Source organism: Paenibacillus sp. JQZ6Y-1, assembly GCF_040719145.1.
Taxonomy (GTDB): Bacteria; Bacillota; Bacilli; order Paenibacillales; family Paenibacillaceae; genus Saccharibacillus; species Saccharibacillus kandeliae.
Genome location: NZ_JBFDUZ010000001.1, coordinates 2705473 through 2723478, shown reverse-complemented (window position 1 = coordinate 2723478; position 18006 = coordinate 2705473). Strand labels below are relative to the sequence as shown.

The window sequence follows — 18006 nt, the reverse complement described above, 5'->3', positions numbered from 1 at the left end:
AAAAATCCATCCTACCAACGTCAATAGCAAGCAGTGAAGAACGATGATGAAATGTCAGACGTCGATTGCAAAATTATGTTAAGTTTATTTTTTCATGATAGTACGTTTTGTGTACGGGCGCAAGCTTTCGTAGGAGGGAAATGACGCAGATTGGGCATTGTCCATAACGGTTGTGAAATGTGCATTTTACAAACTGCACGTTTTCAGTCAGAATAATGCCTAAAGATGTATTTAACCCGGTGAACGATATTGAAACAAAAATACAACAAATGCAAGATTGCCGGTAAACGGACAGGAGGATGGAGTCAGATGGGGGACTACCACTGGGATGAACGATTAACGGAAATGGTGGAATGGCGGCGGCATTTGCATCGTCATCCAGAGCTGTCTTTTCATGAGCATCAAACGATGGCATTTATTGCTGAGAAGCTACGTTCCTTTGGCGTAGACACGCAAGAGGGCGTCGGCGATACCGGCGTGCTGGGTATTATTCGCGGTACACTGCCGGGTAAAACGGTAGCGCTGCGAGCGGATATGGATGCTCTACCGATTCAGGATGAGAAGGATTGCGACTATGCTTCCACGGTCCAGGGAGTGATGCATGCATGTGGTCATGACGGTCATACGTCCGGCTTGCTGGAGGTAGCGCGTTATTTTAGCCAGCGCCGCGAGCAGTTGAAGGGTGAGATTCGTTTTATTTTCCAACCCGGCGAGGAAGTGTGTCCGGGGGGAGCACTGAAAATGATTGACGCTGGTGTACTGAATGGGGTGGATGTGATCTATGGTGTGCATCTTTGGACACCGATTCCGTACGGTCAGCTTGCCAGTGCACCCGGACCATTGATGGCGTCGACGGATGAGTTCTTCATTGATGTTATCGGAAAAGGCGGTCATGGTGGCATGCCGCATGATACGGTGGATAGTCTATTAATCGGTGCGCAGCTTGTTGTACAGCTGCAATCCATCGTCAGCCGTAATGTGAATCCGCTGCAACCAGCTGTGTTGACGGTCGGTACCTTTAATAGCGGGACGGCACAAAATGTCATTGCGGAACAGAGCCGCATTACAGGTACAGTACGCGCCTTTGACGAACAGACGCGTATGCTGATTAAGCGTCGTATTCATGAAGTTGCAGAGCAGATGTGTGCGCTGAATGGGGCGGAGTGCAAGGTAGAGTATATGATGGGGTATCCAACTCTAGTGAATCATGAAGGGGAAACGGAGCGCTTTTTCCGAGTGGCACGTTCCGTCTTCGCAGAGGAGCAGGTCGTGCAGACACCGCCGATGATGCCAGCTGAGGATTTTGCTTATTATGTACAGCAGGTGCCGGGCTGCTTTATCTTTGTCGGTGCAGGCAATTCGGAGACGGGAGCGATCTATCCACATCATCATGCGCGCTTTGATATTGATGAGCGGGCAATGGTCAACGCGGCACGTATTCTGATCTCGCTGACCGAGGATGTACTGTCTTCCAGCGAAGATGCCAGCTAACCTGCTGATGGCAGAATGATTCACATGAACGGCTCGTTTTTCGTAAAAGGGCTTCTAATCTGTTCTTGGCTTATGATATGATGGGGTAGACAGCGTGAAGAGATGCTGTCCATCATATAGAGGAATGGGATGAACTTCATGAGCGTTACCGAGACAAGAACGGTTGACATGGCCGAAGTATTGCTTTGCGCCTACGATCTGGGCGATATGATCAACAATTCTATCGAAGTCGCTAATTATCTATATTGGAAAGAACGGATGCAGCAGCATCCCGACGTCCAGCGTTTGATCATAAAGCTCAATAGTAAAAAGGAACTTTTCGAGGAAACTCAGCGTTTCGGTCATTTCCATCCGAACTATCATGCCGCTAGAGAAGAAGTGGAGGCAGTACAGGAGGAAATGCAGCGGATTGAGGCAGTGCGTCGGTTTAGCGAAGCCGAGAGCAGTCTAGACCGCATGCTGTATGAGATGTCGGAGACAATTGCACATTCCGTCTCGCAGACAATCAAGGTTCCAAGCAATGATCCTTTACCAAAAGGAGGCGGATGCGGTAGTGGAGGCTCATGTGGATGCGGGTGATAACAACCTGCCAAAAGAAGAACTGACATTTCCAGAGCGCATCGGCTATATCATCTGGGTAAGTGATATCAAGTCTGCACGCAATTTGGAAAAATACGGATGCGTTCATTATATTTCACGCCGTATGCATTATGTAGTTATGTACGTCAATGCTGACAAGGCAGAGAATGTACTGAAAAATGTAAACAAACTCTCATACGTTCGCAAAGTAGAGCGTTCGTATCGCAATGAGATCAAAACCGAGTACAGCAAAAAAGTACCGGACCCAACCCAGTTTTTCGGCATTTAAGTAACGACCGTGAGTCAGTGGCTGTTCAGATGCAGCTGTTATTCGCAGGATGATGATACCTTTTACGATGCAGGTGACACAGATTAGCTTGGTGTTATCTGCACCGTAAAAACCAAAGTGAATACTAGCGGCCGCAGGGCCGCTTTTTTTATGGATATATAGCAAGCGGTTACAGTGAAAAGGAAGTATTTGTAATAAAAACTAAAAATATATAAGCGATAATTTTAAGTTTTTAAGAAAATGGGTTAAAAGATAGTAGGGAAGTGTCGATATAATCCTTAATGGGACTCAAGCACTGATTAAGAAGTGCAATAAGTTAGCCAATTGGGTCTATACTGAAATTTTTTGAGACTGTGCGCCAAGTCGGTAATTCACAATGATAAATGGAACCCCTGAATGTAGGTCTAAAGATTTACAATTGATAATAAAGGGGAAAATACTTAGGTAATAAGACCTGTGAAGATGGGGAGTGAGTAATTAATGAGAGACAAAGTTATGGAGCGCTGGAGCACCTACGAACCTTTCCACGTAGTACTTGGAGAAAAGAAAGTAGCCGATATCGTTATCACCAACCATGCCATCAGCCGTTACAACGACCGGATTGCGAAAGGTCAAACACCGATTGAGGATATTGCCGGTTTTATGTGGGATAGTCTGAAGCAAAACCGGATCGTATCATACTATCGTAAAGAAGAAGATGTGTACCTGATTGATGAAGATATCGTAGTGGTGGCTGAGTTTGCTGAACTTCCAGGCGAATTTGATCTGGCAGGTAATCCACTGCACAAGATGATTATAGTTACATTCCTCGGCAAAATGTCCGAAACGATTGAGCTCCGCGACCTGAAATCGTATTACTCCTGGCTGAGACACTCCCGTCGTATGACACTGATTAAAAACAGCCGTAAACGCAAATAATGGATACAGGTCAGTATTATTTTCAATAATTGTTTAATCAAGTAAACCCAGAGCCTGCTACTGCAGGCTCTTTTTTGTGCCTACATTTGGAAATGCAGGCGGAGGTTTGTGCGCATTGAATAGTGGATTGTTTATTTTTGGATGGCAATTCATAGGATGGAATGCTATCCATCGAACGTATATTGCAACGTCGTTGATGCCTTATCAACAGATACAGTCTGGAACACGCCTACGACGATAGGGTACAATAAGAACGAGAGCAGGGAGGGGAACGGCAGTGGCATTTAATTTTCATCAATTGCATATTTTTTATACGGTGGCGGAGCGCGGTAGCTTTTCGGCAGCGGCTCATGCGCTGCATATGACCCAGCCAGCAGTGACTATGCAGGTGCAATCGCTGGAGGATCATTTTAGTACCAAATTATTTATCCGTACGACCAAAAAGATTGAATTATCCGAAGCAGGGCATGTGCTGATGCCATTTGCACGGCGTGGAATCGAATTGATGCGGGAAACGGATGCTGCCATGTCGCGCTTTACCGACGATCTGGCAGGGCGGCTACTGCTAGGGGCAAGCAATACGATCGGCGAATATGTGTTGCCGCGGCTGCTCGTGCCACTCGGTCAGCGTTATCCAGACATGAAAGTCATGCTCAAGATTATGAATACGACACAGATTTTGGACGAAATCAGTCGCAATCGGCTGGACTTTGGGCTGATTGAAGCACCGGTGGAGCATCCCGATATGACGATCAATCCGGTTATGCAGGATGAGCTAAAGCTGATTGTACCGGGTGATCATCCGCTGGCTGCTATGAAAGCGGTCACGCTGGAGGATGTACTGCAATATCCATTTGTACTGCGGGAAAAGGGGTCAGGAACACGGCAGGTGATGGAGGAGGAATTTATCCGTCATCATGTTGATCTGGCAGATATTCGCACCGTGATGGAACTAGGAAGCACTGGTGCCGTCAAGTCAGCGGTAGAAGCGGGACTCGGTATTACGATTCTGTCGCCTTCGTCGGTGAAGCATGAGGTGGCATTGGGGCTGCTCAAGGTGCTCACTATTGAAGGGCTGTCGTTTCCGCGGCAATTTTATTCCATTCATCTGAAATCGACATTGCTGAGTATGCCATCCACGGCATTTTTGCAATTTTTGCAGGAGTATTCGCTGGACTAGAGCGGAGGTAGGAAAGAAAAGAAAGTAATCGCAATGAACAGGAGTGAGTATAATGACTGAACAACAACATATACAGCTAGCGTTTGCCGATTTGCATACGCATAGTCAGGCATCAGATGGGATGAATAGCCCGTCTGACAATGTACGTCTCGCCGCCGAAGTCGGTTTAAGTGCACTCGCAGTTACGGATCATGATACCGTTGCTGGGATAGCGGAAGCTTTACTTGCTGGTGAACAGCACGGAGTAACCGTCGTACCGGGCGTCGAGATCAGCACCATGGAAGATGGCAAGGATATTCATATCCTTGGTTACTATATTGATACAACAGATCCTATCTTCTTAGAGCGGCTGGCAGGCTTGCGTCGTATTCGTGATGACCGCAATGAGCTGATCTTAGCAAAGCTGCGCGAGCTTGGCATTCAGATTACGATGGAGGATGTATTGTCACAGCTTGGTCGTGAGTTGCTACCGGATGAAAGCATTGGTCGTCCGCATATGGCAGACACGCTCGTAGCCAAGGGATATGTGCAGGATATGCGCGAAGCGTTTGATAAATATTTGGCACAGGGAGCGGCTGCGTATGTATCGCCGCCACGCATTACGCCAGTAGAAGCGACGCAGTGGATTATCGAAGCGGGTGGAACGCCAGTGATGGCACATCCGGGCATTTACGGAGATGATGATCTGGTAGCGCGCATCTTCGATCAGAGCGATCTGGCAGGGATTGAGGTATATCATTCAGATCACTCGCCGGACGATGAGCAGCGTTATCTAAAGCTTGCTGAACAACGCGGATTGATCGTCACGGGTGGCTCGGATTATCATGGGGAACGACAAGGGAAAGTATTTCATGGTCCGCTAGGCAGTCGCAAAGTTCCAGCGGCGGTGTTGGAGCAGCTGAAGCGAGTATAGATTTTTATTTTGGAATTGGGACGTTGAAGGAGAGAATAGGGTGCAGATGCGATAATCAAGGGCGCCCCTATCCGTTCATTCATTTGATTAGAGTTCAACAATAATGGCTTGTTGTCTATCACAGAGTCGAAGCCCATCATAAAAGGAGGGATCTTGCATGCGTATTCTGATTACAGGTTCTTCCGGCAAAATTGGTACGATTCTTACACGGCACCTTATTGATACGCATGATCTCATTTTGGCTGATTTGCATTTTGATCATTTGGAGGATGACATCAAGCAGCGTACTACGCAACATGTGATTAATTTGGCTGACCTCGATGCGTGTCTAGCGTTGACTGCCGATGTAGACTGGGTCATTCATCTGGCAGGCAATCCGTTACCAGACGCGGAGTTTTATGATTCTTTGCTCAATGACAATGTGAAAAGTAGCTATAATTTGTATGCTGCCTGCCAGCAAAATGGAGTATCACGGATTGTCTTTGCCAGCAGTGCTCAGGTGATGGAAGCCTATCCTGTGGATGTGCAGACGACGACAACCATGCAGATCCGTCCCAAAAATATGTACGGAGTGAGCAAAGCTTTTGTAGAAGCACTTGCGAGCTACTACGCATATGAACATGGGCTGGAGAGTGTAGGGCTGCGAATTGGCGCATTTGATGAATTTCAACATGGTCAATTCATGACGGTACGCGATATGAGTGCGTATATAAGCCCAGCATATTTTCAAAGAAGAGAAATAATTAGATCTTGTTTCTGATTCATGATAGGAAAAAGCGTTCTTGAAGTCATAATAGACGATCAAGAACGCTTTTTTGTGATTCTACCGATTTGGTTTTGCTGTGATGCTAACAATTTGAATTTGCCGTAATGGTACAGAATTGCATGTGCAAGGGTTAGGCTTTGACCGTACTCTGAAGCTTTTTAATCACGTCTGCTTCCGGTGTGATGAACAAGGTTGTCTGATGATCATAAATGACGAAGCCCGGTTTCGCACCGTTCGGCTTATGCACATGGCGAATTTGAGTATAATCGACCGGTACGCTGCTGGATTCTTTGGCTTGGCTAAAATAAGCTGCCAGCTGCGCCGCTTCCGCTAGCGTAGCATCGCCGTATTCGCTGCTGCGAATGACTACGTGCGAGCCAGGAATATCCTTCGTATGCAGCCATGTGTCGTTATTGCTCGCCATTTTATTGGTGATATATTCGTTTTGCAAATTGTTTTTGCCGACGTACATCTCAATGCCTTCACTGGATGTATAAATATGCAGCGTTGGACGATTGTCTTTTTTCTTCTTTTTCGCCTTTTTGTTGCGATTGCGAACATAGCCTTGTTCCGCCAATTCCTCGCGAATCTCGTCGATGTCCTGCAAGGCAGCACTTTGCAGCTGTTGCAGCAGGGAGTCGAGATAGGCGATTTCTTCATGCGTTTTGATCAGCTGTTCTTCGATGACAGCAAGGCTGTTTTTGTATTTATTGTACCGCTTGAAATAACGCTGCGCATTGTCTGACGGGTTAAGCTGCGGATCAAGTGTAATGGTGATGGGACGCTGTTCCTCATCGTAAAAGTTCACCAGCTCAATCTGCTTATCGCCCCTACTGATCTGATGCAGGGAAGCGAATAGCAATTCCCCCTGAATCCGGTATTTCTCCGCATCGCCTGCTTCCAGCTGATCCTTGTGCAGGTTGTCGAGTTTTTTGATATTTTTGCTACGTTCATTTTGCAAAAAGCGTAGCAGATCGCTTGTCTTCTGCTTGACCGTATCGCGCTCTGCTTTGTCGCCATAATAGGCTTCCATGCAGGCGCTAATGGAATCGTACGATTTGGCTTCGTCTACCACTTGTGTCAACGGCACCGCCGAGAAGATAATTTTCCCGCGTGCATTCAATCCGCTTGATGGGACAAACTCACCATGTCGTACCGTATCCATTAGGGCTGCAAACGCAGACCATAGCGCTTCATGCTCAATACGCACAGCGTTAAGAGCAACGGGCGGCGTATCTGCTTCTGAGGTTGGTGACTGCTTTTCATCGTTGGTGTTGGCAGAATCAGTGTTACTTTGATCCTTCGAGCTATTGGATGCCGATTCTGAATCTATCGTTTGCGGTGCTTCCAGCTGTGCACCACTACGGATCGCGCGGTGAACGATCTCATCCGCAATTAGCGGGCTGATGCCGGTAAACGCATTGAGAATAAAACGGGATGAAGAATCGGTGCTTGCCTGATAAGCCTCGACGAATGCCTGCTGCGTGACGTCCAGCGGATTCAGTTTATGCTGTTGCGGCGGCTCCTGATAGCTGAAGCCCGGCATCACCACTCGATAGCTACTGATTGCTGGCGTTACATGATGAATACCGTCCAGAATGTTGCCAGTCGCTGGATCGACCAAGATCAGGTTGCTATGTCGTCCCATAAGCTCGACGATAATCTTTTTGAGTGATACATCGCCCAGCTCGTCACGCTGACGAACATGAAAATGAATAATCCGTTCCATGCCTACCTGTTCGATCGCTTCAATAATGCCGCTCTCGCAATGCTTACGCAGCAGCATACAAAACATTGGTGCTTCCTGCGGATTCATAAACGATTGATCGGTAAACTGCACACGCGGATAGGTCGGATTGGCGCTTAACACCAATTTGCGATTATCGCGCTGTGCACGGATTTGAAATACGATGTCGTTCTCGGTTGGTTGATGAATTTTATTAATACGCGATCCGACCAGCACTTGCAGCTCTTGTACGATCGCACGGGTTACAATACCATCTAATGCCATAATCTATAGTCTCCTTGAAGTGTCTGAAATGTCTAAAATGTTCCACAATGATGGAGATGATTTGCTTTGGCATCATTCACTTCGGAAAGGAATAAGGGGACGTCCTCCGGTGGAGCCGCGGGAATCTTTGGAATGGGAGGAAATGAAGATTCCCGCACTCCAAGGTCGTCCTTACCCCTTATTTCCTTTCCTTCGTTCCGCGATGCTTGCAAACGTCTCGATCTGTGCGAAGCATTTCATTGTAGTGGGGTGGGAAGTAGGTGGAAAGATTTTATATTGAGAGCGGATAGTCGCTTGCTCGTTTTGATTGTTCAACTTATCTATTATACCACCTAAAAGTATCCTTATATCATAGCTGATTTGTGGTGGATTTGAAATTGCTTTGAAATTCGTTGTTATTAATATGAGTGTTCGTGGCTGAATCGCTTCTTAGAGCATTGTATCTTGTACTCTGCAAGAATCTCCTTAACCTAAGCTAAAGATCGTGCTATGCTTACCGTTAGGTAAATGATGGAACAGCAGACCACAGAGCAAGGGAGAGAACCGGAATGGAATTTACGAAAATGAACGGGCTGGGTAATGATTTTATCGTCGTATATGGTGAATCTTCTCTGCCTGCGAATGCGGCGGAGTTGGCGATTCGGCATTGTAATCGGTATTTTGGTATTGGCGCAGACGGGCTGGTGTTTATTTTGCCATCCGCGCGTGCAGATGTGATGATGCGCATTATTAACTCGGACGGCTCGGAAGCGGAGCAGTGTGGCAATGCGGTACGTTGTGTTGCCAAATATGTATATGATCGTCAGATCGTCGGCAGCACCGATATTCAGATTGAAACGATTGGTGCTGGTGTGCAAACGGTCACTGTACAAGCGGAGGATGGCAAAGCACGTACCGTGCGTGTTGATATGGGCGAACCGATCTTGGAGGGTGAGCGTATTCCGGTAACGGTGCAAGGAAATCCGGTGCTGGATGAGCCGATTGAAGTGAACGGACAGCAATTCCGGTTTACCGCCGTTTCGATGGGGAATCCGCATTGCGTCATTTATGTGGAGGATGCGGCAAATGTAGATCTGCATACATGGGGACCGCTGCTGGAAAATCATCCATTCTTCCCGCGTAAGGTCAATGTGGAGTTTACAACAGTACGAAGCCGTGATCATCTGGATATGCGGGTTTGGGAACGCGGAGCTGGACCGACGCTAGCATGCGGTACGGGCGCATGTGCTACATTGGTTGCTTCGGTATTGAATGGACATGCGGATCGCAATGCGACGGTATCACTCAAGGGTGGCGATTTGTATATTGAGTGGGATGAAGTGTCCAATCGTGTATACATGACCGGACCAGCAGAAGCGGTATACAGCGGGCAGACGCTGGACTGAATATGATAACTATGCTGGACTGAATACGGTATGCACGATAGGATGATGTGCAGGAATGTAAGTAGCCTATACGATAGATCACAGACAAGTTGATATACTTCACCAATGCTATATTGCAGCTATATCGTCCTCTGCTGTCTCCTTTCAACACGCGACAGTGCCTCGTTATACCTTTTAGCTATATCAGCCAGAATCTGCTAATTTTTATGTTACATTAAGCGTAAATGATGACAGCGAGGTGTAACACATGAAGCCAGATTTACGGACGAGATGGACAGAAGGTGTGATCGTAGGCGATGGCGCAATGGGAACGTATTTATATCAGCTGGGCTTTCCAGTCGGTATTTCATATGAGGAATTGAATCTGCTCAATCCGCAGATGATTGAAGATATTCATCGTCAGTATGTAAATGCTGGTGCAGAGATGATCGAGACGAATACATTCTCCGCTAATTATGAGCGTCTGGCGAAATTTGGGCTGGAGCATAAGGTCGAGGAGATCAATCGGGCTGGGGTGCGTATTGCCCGTCAGGCTGCTGGTGATCAGGCATACGTGGTCGGTTCGGTGGGCGCGATTCGGGAAGGCAAGCGCTCCAATACGCCGCTGGCAGAGCTGCGCAAATATTTTCGCCAGCAGTTGCACGCAATTTTGGAAGAAGGCGTGGATGGCATTTTGCTAGAAACGTTTTTTGAGTTAGAGGAGCTGGCATTGGCGCTGCGGCAAGTTCGCAAGCTGACGGATATTCCGGTTATTTGCCAGCTAACGGTGGAAGATTCGGTGCGCACACAGGATGGGTATCCTCTACCAGATGCGTTTGCGATTCTAGCAGAAGCAGGTGCGGACATGGTCGGGCTGAATTGCCGCATTGGTCCAAACGGTGTGATGAAGGCGCTGGAATATGTACGCGGCAAGGTGGCGTTGCCATTGTCTGTATATCCTGACGCTGGGGTGGCAAGCTATATAGACGGTGAGTATCGGTACAAGGCGAAGCCGTCGTATTTTGGTCAAAGTGCCGTGCGTTTGGCGGAGCTTGGAGCGCGGGTAGTAGGCGGCTGCTGCGGTACAACGCCCAAGCATATTGCGGCGATGGCGCGTGCGCTGGAGGATTACAGTTCGCCAGCGTTGGATTTCTCCTCGGTCAAGGTACCTTCGCCGCAGGTCAGCATTACGATGGAAAAGGATATTTTACACGGCTGGGACTCCAACGGTGAAGACGTACCGCCAACCCTTGTCGATCTAGTGCAGGAGCGTCCGACTGTTATTGTCGAGCTGGACCCGCCGCGCGATCTGGATATTGCTAATTTTATGGTCGGTGCGGAGATGCTGAAAAAAGCTGGTGCTGATGCAGTGACAATGGCGGATAATTCGCTGGCGGTCACGCGCATGAGCAATATGGCGCTCGCACATCTGGTACAGCGCGAAGTGGGGCTACGCGCGCTCGTACACATTACATGCCGCGACCGCAATATGATCGGCAGCCAATCTCATATGATGGGATTGAATGCGCTTGGTATCGACCATGTACTGGCAGTGACGGGCGATCCGTCCAAATTCGGCGACCTGCCCGGAGCCAGCTCCGTGTACGATATGACTTCTTTTGATATGATAAAAATGATTAAGCAATTGAACGAGGGAGTTGCCTTTTCAGGTAAAACGCTCAAGCATCGCGCACGCTTCGTCGTTGGTGCAGCGCTCAATCCGAATGTGAAGCATCTGGACAAAGCCGTCCAGCGATTGGAAAAGAAAATCGCCGCTGGAGCCGACTATGTGATGACGCAGCCGGTTTACGATCCGCAGCTTATTGCCGATATTCGTAGAGCGACCATTCATCTGGATGTGCCGGTATTTATCGGAATTATGCCGCTCGCGAGCGGGCGCAATGCGGAATATCTGCACAATGAGGTGCCGGGTATCCAATTGCCGGACCATATTCGCGGACGCATGTCTGGTCTCGAAGGCGAAGAGGGACGGCAAACCGGTGTGATGATCGCGCAGGAGCTGATCGACGTGGCGCTGGAACATTTTAATGGAATCTATATCATGACTCCATTCATGCTGTATGGCATGAGCGCCGCGCTGACGGAATATGTATGGGCAAAAGCAAAGCAGCGTCCGAACCCCTTGTTTCAAGGCAAATAATCAATTACAATAGGATAACGGATGTGATGCCGATGTCATTCAGTATGACCGGATACGGTCAGTCCGCCGTGCAATATGGCGGCTACAAAATCCAGATTGAAGTAAAATCCGTCAACCATCGCTATTGCGAGGTGATGCTGCGTTTGCCGCGCGAATGGGCGGCAGCGGAGGATGGTCTACGCAAGCTTGTACAGAGTCGTGTCAAGCGCGGTCGGATCGACGTGTTTGTAAACAAGGAACAAGCGGATGGACAGATGTCTGCGCTTCAGCTTGATCATTCAGCAGCACGCGCTTATTTGGCGGCGGCAGCTGAATTGAAACAGCAGTATGGCGTGGACGGTACGCTGGAAGTCAGTCAATTGCTATCGTTGCCGGGTGTAATGAAGGCGATGGAGAGCAGCAACGAGGAAGAACCAGAGCAGCTGCAAGCTCTGCTGCAGCAGGGATTGGACGAGGCGCTGAACGGCTTGCTGCATATGCGGGCAAGTGAAGGTCGGCACCTGGTCCTCGACCTGCAACATCGTCTCCGGCATCTGGAAGAGCTGTATGCAGAGATGCGCCGTCTGGCACCAACTGTGGTGGAGGAACACCGAACCCGGTTAAGACAGCGGTTAGCTGAATTGCAGGATGGCAGTTTCCACTGGGACGAATCCAGAGTTGGAATGGAAGTGGCGGTATTTGCCGACCGTTCTAATATTGACGAGGAATTGACGCGTCTGATAAGCCATTTTGAACAGTTCCGTCAATTGATGGAGCAGGATGACTCGATTGGACGTAAGCTCGATTTCCTACTTCAGGAGATGAACCGGGAAGTCAATACGATTGGTTCCAAAGCCAATCATCTGGCTCTAGTTAACCATGTCGTCGAGATGAAAGCGGAGCTGGAAAAAATCCGTGAACAAGCCGCCAACTTGGAATAAGACCAATAAGCGACGTCAATTTCGGCGCGATTGAGTCAAATGTATAGGGGGAAAAACCTGAAGATGGCAATCAAACTTATCAACATTGGCTTTGGGAATATTGTATCCGCGAACCGGATCATTTCTATTGTAAGCCCCGAATCCGCACCAATTAAACGGATCATTCAGGAAGCACGCGATCGCCATATGCTGATCGACGCAACGTACGGCAGACGTACGCGCGCCGTGATCATTACGGACAGCGATCACGTGATTTTGTCGGCTGTACAGCCGGAAACTGTAGCACATCGTCTGTCCCTCAAGGACGACGACAACGACGAATAAACAAATACAGGCTGCCAGCTCATCCATATGGACAGATGCTGGCAGCCTACATTGGAGTGTATCATGTCTAAAGGATTATTATTTGTATTGTCCGGGCCATCCGGCGTCGGCAAGGGAACCGTCAGTGCGGAGCTACGCACACGCAAACCGGAGCTGATTTACTCGGTATCGGCGACTACCCGTCAGCCGCGTACCGGCGAAGTGGACGGCGTAAACTATTTTTTCAAAACGCATGAGGAGTTTCAAACGATGATCGACAACGACATGCTGCTGGAACATGCGCAGTATGTGGGTAATCATTATGGAACACCGCGCGATTTTGTAGAGCGTACGCTGGAAGCGGGCAACGACATTTTTCTGGAAATTGAAGTGCAGGGTGCACTGAAAGTGATGGAAAAGTTCCCAGAGGGTGTGTTTATTTTCCTGACGCCGCCTTCCTTTGAAGAACTGCAAAGTCGTCTGCAAGGACGCGGTACCGAAACGATGGATACGATCAACAGTCGTATGACCGCAGCTGCTGACGAACTGGAAATGATGAAGCATTATGATTATTCGGTCGTCAATGATGAGATTCATCTGGCTTGCCAGCGTATTGAGAGCATTATTATCGCCGAACACTGCAAGATCCGCAAATAAACCCCGGTAGCATTTAGCCCCGGAAGAATATGAGGTGCGAAAGCCATGTTATATCCGTCCATTGATGAAATGATGAACAAAGTCGACAGTAAGTATTCGCTCGTTGTTGCCGCGTCCCGTCGTGCAAGACAACTGCGTGATGGCAGCAAAAGTGAACTGCACCATCCAAAAGCTCACAAATTCGTTGGTGTAGCACTGGAAGAAATCTACAACGACAACATCAAGATCGAACGCAGAACCGAAGCGGAACTGGAACAAAGCGATCGCGAATAGTATCCATCTGTCTCGAATGAGACAGCAGTGGGCAATGATAACAACCGCAAGGTTGTTATTTTTTGTGTCCGCGCATATTTCAAAGCGATCATACAATCTACAACATGGTTGAAAAGGTGTCCAAAAGTGCGAATGCCTGTACCCTTTTTGCACAATTGGAGTTATAATAAAGGGATTGAGAATACAATTCTCATTCCCTTTTTATTTATACATTCAGGCATCCAATTTCGTGCTTGATTCCTCTCATAGAGTTCGTTCAACATCCATCCGATACAGCGGATGAAGCGGTACAAGACCGCATAGACAACAAACAAGTGACACACTGCCTTCGGGCAGTCATTCCAATACGAAAGTAGGGAATATTATGCTAAAAGGCAAAAAGATCGTGCTCGGGATTACCGGAGGCATTGCCGCATACAAAGCAGCATCGCTATGTAGCGGATTGGTCAAGCAAGGAGCGGATGTGCATGTGATCATGACCGAATCAGCTTCTCACTTTATCACTGAGCTGACGCTACAGACGCTATCACGCAATCCGGTGCATATCGATACATTTGACGAGCGCAATCCCGAAGTGGTGACTCATATTCATCTTGCCGATCTAGCTGATCTGGTGCTGATTGCACCGACAACAGCGAATACAATCTCCAAAATGGCACTCGGTCTGGCAGACGATATGTTGTCTTCTATGCTGCTTGCCACTACTGCACCGATTATGGTTGCCCCAGCGATGAATGTGCATATGTATCAGCATCCGGCAATCATTCAAAATATGAATACACTGGTAGAGCGCGGCGTACTGATGATAGAGCCGGGCGAAGGCATGCTTGCTTGCGGTTATGTGGGCAAAGGACGACTGGAAGAACCAGAAACGATCATCTCGGTCGTGAACGATTTCTTCGCTGCACAAGAGCATAAGAAGCAGCTCAGCCATCTGCTATCCGGTCGCAAAGTAACCGTGACGGCAGGCGGTACGATTGAGCGCATTGATCCGGTACGTTATATTACGAACGATTCTTCCGGCAAAATGGGCGTTGCCGTCGCACGCATGGCGAAGCAGATGGGGGCGGAGGTGCGTCTGATCGCTGCTTCCGTACAGGTGCCATTGCCGCAAGATATGGATGTGGTACGTGTACAGTCGGCACAGGAGATGTATGAAGCAGTGCTGGGCGAATGGAATCACACAGATATTATGGTGCAAACCGCAGCGGTTGCCGATTATCGTCCCAAAACGGTTCATGCTACCAAAATGAAGAAAAAAGACAACGATTTAACGCTAGAGCTAGAAAAAACGATCGATATTTTGCAAAGTCTGGGCGAGCGCAAGGATCATCAGTTTCTGATTGGCTTTGCCGCTGAAACGGAAAACGTGGCTCAGTACGCGATGGATAAATTACAGCGCAAAAACTGCGATTTGATCGTTGCCAATGATGTGACTGCTGCCGGTGCAGGCTTTGGCACTGATACGAATAAAGTACAGATTTATGATCGTCATGGACTGGCGGACGATGTGCCATTAATGAGCAAAGAGGAAGTAGCTGTGCGTTTGCTAGAACTCGCTGCACGTCGTCTGAGTGGGGTGTCTGCCTCATGAGCCGGATTGCCAGGGTGATCGTGGATGTACCGAGCCGTGGCACCGACCGACCGTTTGATTATTTGATTCCACCATCCATGCAAGGCTGGCTGGAAATTGGCAGCCGGGTCGGTGTACCATTTGGTCCGCGTACGCTGCAAGGATTCGTAATAGGGCTGGCGGAGGAATCGGAAACGCCGGACATCAAGCTAAAAGCGATTAAAGAGTTACTTGATTTGGTTCCACCGTTGTCGGAGGATCTAGTAGAGTTGTCCGCTTGGATGAGCGCGCGTTATGCTTGCCACCGGATTACGGCACTGCAAGCGATGCTACCGGCTGCATTAAAAGGAAAAGCAGAGCGCTATATTTCCGTTGCGGATCCAGCAGAATGGGGCGACCGCGAACAGAGCAGCTCATCCGCTGCTGCCGATGAACCGGTATTGTTTGAGACGGTGGATGAATTGGACGAAATGGAAGCGACCATCGTTACCCATATCCGCAAACAGCAGGAAGTGCGCATGGAGCATCTGAGCCGTAAGTTTGCCAATCATGCCAATGTGATCAAGCGATTGCTGCAACGTGGTGTATTATCCGAAACGCGCAGCATTCGCGACAAGGTGCAAAAGAAAACGGTACGTACTGTGTCGCTGCATTTGCCAGAGGATGAGATTCGCCGCATTATCGACGAGTTTCCAGCGCGGGCGAGACGACAGCAGGAAGTATTGACGTTTATTGCCGATACCGGCGGTGACGTGCAGATGAAGGAGATTTTAACGGTACTTGGCGTAACGGCAAGCACAGTCAAATCGCTGGCAGACAAAGGCTATATCGTTATTCGGGATACCGAAGTATTCCGTGATCCGTATAAAGACCGTAATTTCAAGCCAAGTGTACCATTTGTGCTGACTGATGAGCAGCAGATGGTATACGATGCCATCGTTCAACAGATCGATCAACGGAGAGAAGGCGAATTTCTCATCCACGGGATTACGGGTAGCGGGAAAACAGAAGTGTATTTGCAGTCGATCCAGCGGGTGATTGAGCAGGATCGGCAGGCGATTATGCTTGTGCCAGAAATCTCGCTGACGCCGCAAATGGTCGAACGCTTCAAGAGTCGGTTTGGCGATCATGTTGCCGTACTGCACAGCCGCTTGTCGAGCGGTGAGCGTTATGACGAATGGCGTAAAATTCGTGAAGGTCAGGCGTTGGTGGCGATTGGTGCACGTTCGGCGATCTTTGCTCCGTTTACCAATCTAGGGCTGATCATTATGGATGAAGAGCACGAGACATCGTACAAGCAAGAAGAAAGCCCGAAATACCATGCTCGTGATGTCGCCGTTCATCGTGCGCATCAGCATCAGGCGGTGGTGCTGCTCGGTTCGGCAACCCCGTCACTGGAAAGTTATCATGCGGCGCGTTCGCAGAGCAATGACGAATTTAGCCCGACACTGCTAGAGATTCACGGTCGGGCACTTGGCAGCGAATTGCCGCAGGTGCACATTATTGATATGCGTGAAGAGCTGAAGGAAGGCAACCGTTCCATGTTCAGCCGTCCGCTGCATGAAGCGATTGAAGACCGTCTGGAGAAAAAGCAACAGATCGTACTGCTGCTCAATCGACGTGGGCATTCGACCTTTGTCATGTGTCGTACATGCGGCTATGTGGCGGAATGTCCGAACTGTGATATTTCCTTAACGTTTCATCAGCGCTCCAACAATTTGCGTTGTCATTATTGCGGACACGCGGAACCGGCACCGGACGTATGCCCGGAATGCGGTAGCGAGCATATTCGGTATTTTGGTACAGGTACGCAGCGAGTGGAGGAAGAGCTGGCGAAGCTATTTCCAGGTATCCGTGTTGTACGGATGGATGTGGATACAACCACGCAAAAAGGCTCGCATGAGAAGCTGTTGAATCAATTCCGCGACAAGCAGGCAGATTTGTTGCTTGGCACACAAATGGTCGCGAAAGGATTGGACTTTCCAGATGTGACGCTGGTCGGTGTGATCGCTGCCGATTCGGCGCTGCATTTGCCGGATTTCCGTGCAGGAGAGAAAACGTTCCAGCTGTTAACACAGGTTGCTGGACGTGCGGGACGACATCATTTGCCCGGTGAAGTGATTGTACAAACGTACAACCCAGATCATTATTCGGTCATTCATGCCAGTCATCATGATTATGCCTCCTTTGTGCGAGAGGAGCTCAAGCATCGTCAGGTGCTCAGCTATCCGCCGTACTGTCGTTTGGCGCTGGTGACCTTTTCGCATGAGAAGCTACCGCTGCTTGTACGGATCGCTGAGAATTATGTACAAATGGTCAAGGATCATGCGCAGCGAGTCGGTTGGCTTGGCAGTCTAGAACGCTTTTCGACTGAGGCGCTAGATGTGCTCGGACCGGTCGCTTCGCCGATTCCAAGGCTAAAAAATAGATACCGATTCCAATGTATGATAAAATGGCGTGGAGATATGGACGTTGCTCGGCTGGCTGAGTATGTATCGGAACAGCTACAGGACAGCGTACGCGACAAGGATTTGCTGATCAGCATCGATGTTGATCCTCAGGTAATGATGTAAGTTTAGTATCTGAGGATGGGCAGACATACCAACAG

General features: G+C 48.8%; 16 protein-coding genes. 15 read left to right on the top strand and 1 reads right to left on the bottom strand.

Translation table 11 applies throughout. The annotated features are described in order from the left end of the window. Nucleotides 1-309 precede the first annotated feature (309 nt). From ABXR35_RS11650 to ABXR35_RS11620, 7 genes are all read left to right on the top strand, one after another. Nucleotides 310-1491: a M20 metallopeptidase family protein gene (locus tag ABXR35_RS11650; RefSeq protein WP_367059858.1), complete on the top strand. Its 1182-nt coding sequence runs from the start codon at nucleotides 310-312 to the stop codon at nucleotides 1489-1491. 138 nt (nucleotides 1492-1629) lie between these two features. Further along, on the top strand, nucleotides 1630-2070 hold the full coding sequence (locus tag ABXR35_RS11645; protein WP_367059855.1) for a YlbF/YmcA family competence regulator: 441 nt from the start codon (nucleotides 1630-1632) through the stop codon (nucleotides 2068-2070). Continuing rightward, nucleotides 2045-2359, top strand: a complete 315-nt coding sequence (locus ABXR35_RS11640; protein ID WP_367059853.1) for a YlbG family protein — start codon at nucleotides 2045-2047, stop codon at nucleotides 2357-2359. The genes ABXR35_RS11645 and ABXR35_RS11640 overlap by 26 nt, the downstream gene beginning before the upstream one ends. A 480-nt stretch (nucleotides 2360-2839) precedes the next feature. After that, nucleotides 2840-3277, top strand: a complete 438-nt coding sequence (locus tag ABXR35_RS11635; protein WP_367059850.1) for a hypothetical protein — start codon at nucleotides 2840-2842, stop codon at nucleotides 3275-3277. A 277-nt stretch (nucleotides 3278-3554) separates the two neighbouring features. Continuing rightward, nucleotides 3555-4457, top strand: a complete 903-nt coding sequence (locus tag ABXR35_RS11630) for a selenium metabolism-associated LysR family transcriptional regulator (protein ID WP_367059847.1) — start codon at nucleotides 3555-3557, stop codon at nucleotides 4455-4457. A gap of 52 nt (nucleotides 4458-4509) precedes the next feature. Beyond that, the gene (locus tag ABXR35_RS11625; RefSeq protein ID WP_367059844.1) at nucleotides 4510-5370 is read left to right on the top strand and encodes a PHP domain-containing protein; all 861 of its coding nucleotides are present in this window, start codon (nucleotides 4510-4512) and stop codon (nucleotides 5368-5370) included. Nucleotides 5371-5527: 157 nt separating this feature from the next. Continuing rightward, on the top strand, nucleotides 5528-6130 hold the full coding sequence (locus ABXR35_RS11620; protein WP_367059841.1) for an NAD-dependent epimerase/dehydratase family protein: 603 nt from the start codon (nucleotides 5528-5530) through the stop codon (nucleotides 6128-6130). A 136-nt stretch (nucleotides 6131-6266) separates the two neighbouring features. Here ABXR35_RS11620 and ABXR35_RS11615 read toward each other — a convergent pair whose 3' ends face one another. Continuing rightward, nucleotides 6267-8147 (bottom strand): Rqc2 family fibronectin-binding protein, encoded by a 1881-nt coding sequence (locus ABXR35_RS11615; RefSeq protein WP_367059838.1) that lies wholly within the window; start codon nucleotides 8145-8147, stop codon nucleotides 6267-6269. Between the two features lie 548 nt (nucleotides 8148-8695). Here ABXR35_RS11615 and dapF point away from each other — a divergent pair. The 8 genes from dapF (at nucleotide 8696) to priA (ending at nucleotide 17971) form a co-directional block, all read left to right on the top strand. Next, nucleotides 8696-9532 (top strand): diaminopimelate epimerase, encoded by an 837-nt coding sequence (gene dapF / locus ABXR35_RS11610; protein ID WP_367059835.1) that lies wholly within the window; start codon nucleotides 8696-8698, stop codon nucleotides 9530-9532. 247 nt (nucleotides 9533-9779) lie between these two features. Then, on the top strand, nucleotides 9780-11672 hold the full coding sequence (locus ABXR35_RS11605; protein ID WP_367059832.1) for a bifunctional homocysteine S-methyltransferase/methylenetetrahydrofolate reductase: 1893 nt from the start codon (nucleotides 9780-9782) through the stop codon (nucleotides 11670-11672). A 32-nt stretch (nucleotides 11673-11704) separates the two neighbouring features. After that, a complete protein-coding gene (locus ABXR35_RS11600; RefSeq protein ID WP_367059829.1) occupies nucleotides 11705-12592 on the top strand; it encodes a YicC/YloC family endoribonuclease in 888 nt (295 codons plus the stop codon). Between the two features lie 63 nt (nucleotides 12593-12655). Continuing rightward, nucleotides 12656-12916 carry an extracellular matrix/biofilm regulator RemA gene (remA, locus tag ABXR35_RS11595; RefSeq protein ID WP_017814687.1) on the top strand — a complete coding sequence of 87 codons (261 nt, stop codon included), beginning with the start codon at nucleotides 12656-12658 and terminating at the stop codon, nucleotides 12914-12916. 63 nt (nucleotides 12917-12979) lie between these two features. After that, nucleotides 12980-13552, top strand: coding sequence for a guanylate kinase (gene gmk, locus ABXR35_RS11590; RefSeq protein ID WP_367059825.1), 573 nt, complete (start codon nucleotides 12980-12982; stop codon nucleotides 13550-13552). A gap of 45 nt (nucleotides 13553-13597) precedes the next feature. After that, nucleotides 13598-13825 carry a DNA-directed RNA polymerase subunit omega gene (gene rpoZ / locus ABXR35_RS11585; RefSeq protein WP_367059822.1) on the top strand — a complete coding sequence of 76 codons (228 nt, stop codon included), beginning with the start codon at nucleotides 13598-13600 and terminating at the stop codon, nucleotides 13823-13825. A 364-nt stretch (nucleotides 13826-14189) separates the two neighbouring features. Continuing rightward, on the top strand, nucleotides 14190-15419 hold the full coding sequence (gene coaBC / locus ABXR35_RS11580) for a bifunctional phosphopantothenoylcysteine decarboxylase/phosphopantothenate--cysteine ligase CoaBC (protein ID WP_367059819.1): 1230 nt from the start codon (nucleotides 14190-14192) through the stop codon (nucleotides 15417-15419). Beyond that, nucleotides 15416-17971 (top strand): primosomal protein N', encoded by a 2556-nt coding sequence (priA, locus tag ABXR35_RS11575; RefSeq protein WP_367059817.1) that lies wholly within the window; start codon nucleotides 15416-15418, stop codon nucleotides 17969-17971. The genes coaBC and priA overlap by 4 nt, the downstream gene beginning before the upstream one ends. Nucleotides 17972-18006 lie beyond the last annotated feature (35 nt).

Bases quoted from the DNA above. Each gene is read 5' to 3' on its own strand.
- ABXR35_RS11650 (WP_367059858.1), top strand. From the start codon at position 310: ATGGGGGACTACCACTGGGATGAACGATTAACGGAAATGGTGGAATGG.
- ABXR35_RS11645 (WP_367059855.1), top strand. From the start codon at position 1,630: ATGAGCGTTACCGAGACAAGAACGGTTGACATGGCCGAAGTATTGCTT.
- ABXR35_RS11635 (WP_367059850.1), top strand. From the start codon at position 2,840: ATGAGAGACAAAGTTATGGAGCGCTGGAGCACCTACGAACCTTTCCAC.
- ABXR35_RS11625 (WP_367059844.1), top strand. From the start codon at position 4,510: ATGACTGAACAACAACATATACAGCTAGCGTTTGCCGATTTGCATACG.
- ABXR35_RS11620 (WP_367059841.1), top strand. From the start codon at position 5,528: ATGCGTATTCTGATTACAGGTTCTTCCGGCAAAATTGGTACGATTCTT.
- ABXR35_RS11615 (WP_367059838.1), bottom strand. From the start codon at position 8,147: ATGGCATTAGATGGTATTGTAACCCGTGCGATCGTACAAGAGCTGCAA.
- dapF (WP_367059835.1), top strand. From the start codon at position 8,696: ATGGAATTTACGAAAATGAACGGGCTGGGTAATGATTTTATCGTCGTA.
- ABXR35_RS11605 (WP_367059832.1), top strand. From the start codon at position 9,780: ATGAAGCCAGATTTACGGACGAGATGGACAGAAGGTGTGATCGTAGGC.
- ABXR35_RS11600 (WP_367059829.1), top strand. From the start codon at position 11,705: ATGTCATTCAGTATGACCGGATACGGTCAGTCCGCCGTGCAATATGGC.
- remA (WP_017814687.1), top strand. From the start codon at position 12,656: ATGGCAATCAAACTTATCAACATTGGCTTTGGGAATATTGTATCCGCG.
- gmk (WP_367059825.1), top strand. From the start codon at position 12,980: ATGTCTAAAGGATTATTATTTGTATTGTCCGGGCCATCCGGCGTCGGC.
- rpoZ (WP_367059822.1), top strand. From the start codon at position 13,598: ATGTTATATCCGTCCATTGATGAAATGATGAACAAAGTCGACAGTAAG.
- coaBC (WP_367059819.1), top strand. From the start codon at position 14,190: ATGCTAAAAGGCAAAAAGATCGTGCTCGGGATTACCGGAGGCATTGCC.
- priA (WP_367059817.1), top strand. From the start codon at position 15,416: ATGAGCCGGATTGCCAGGGTGATCGTGGATGTACCGAGCCGTGGCACC.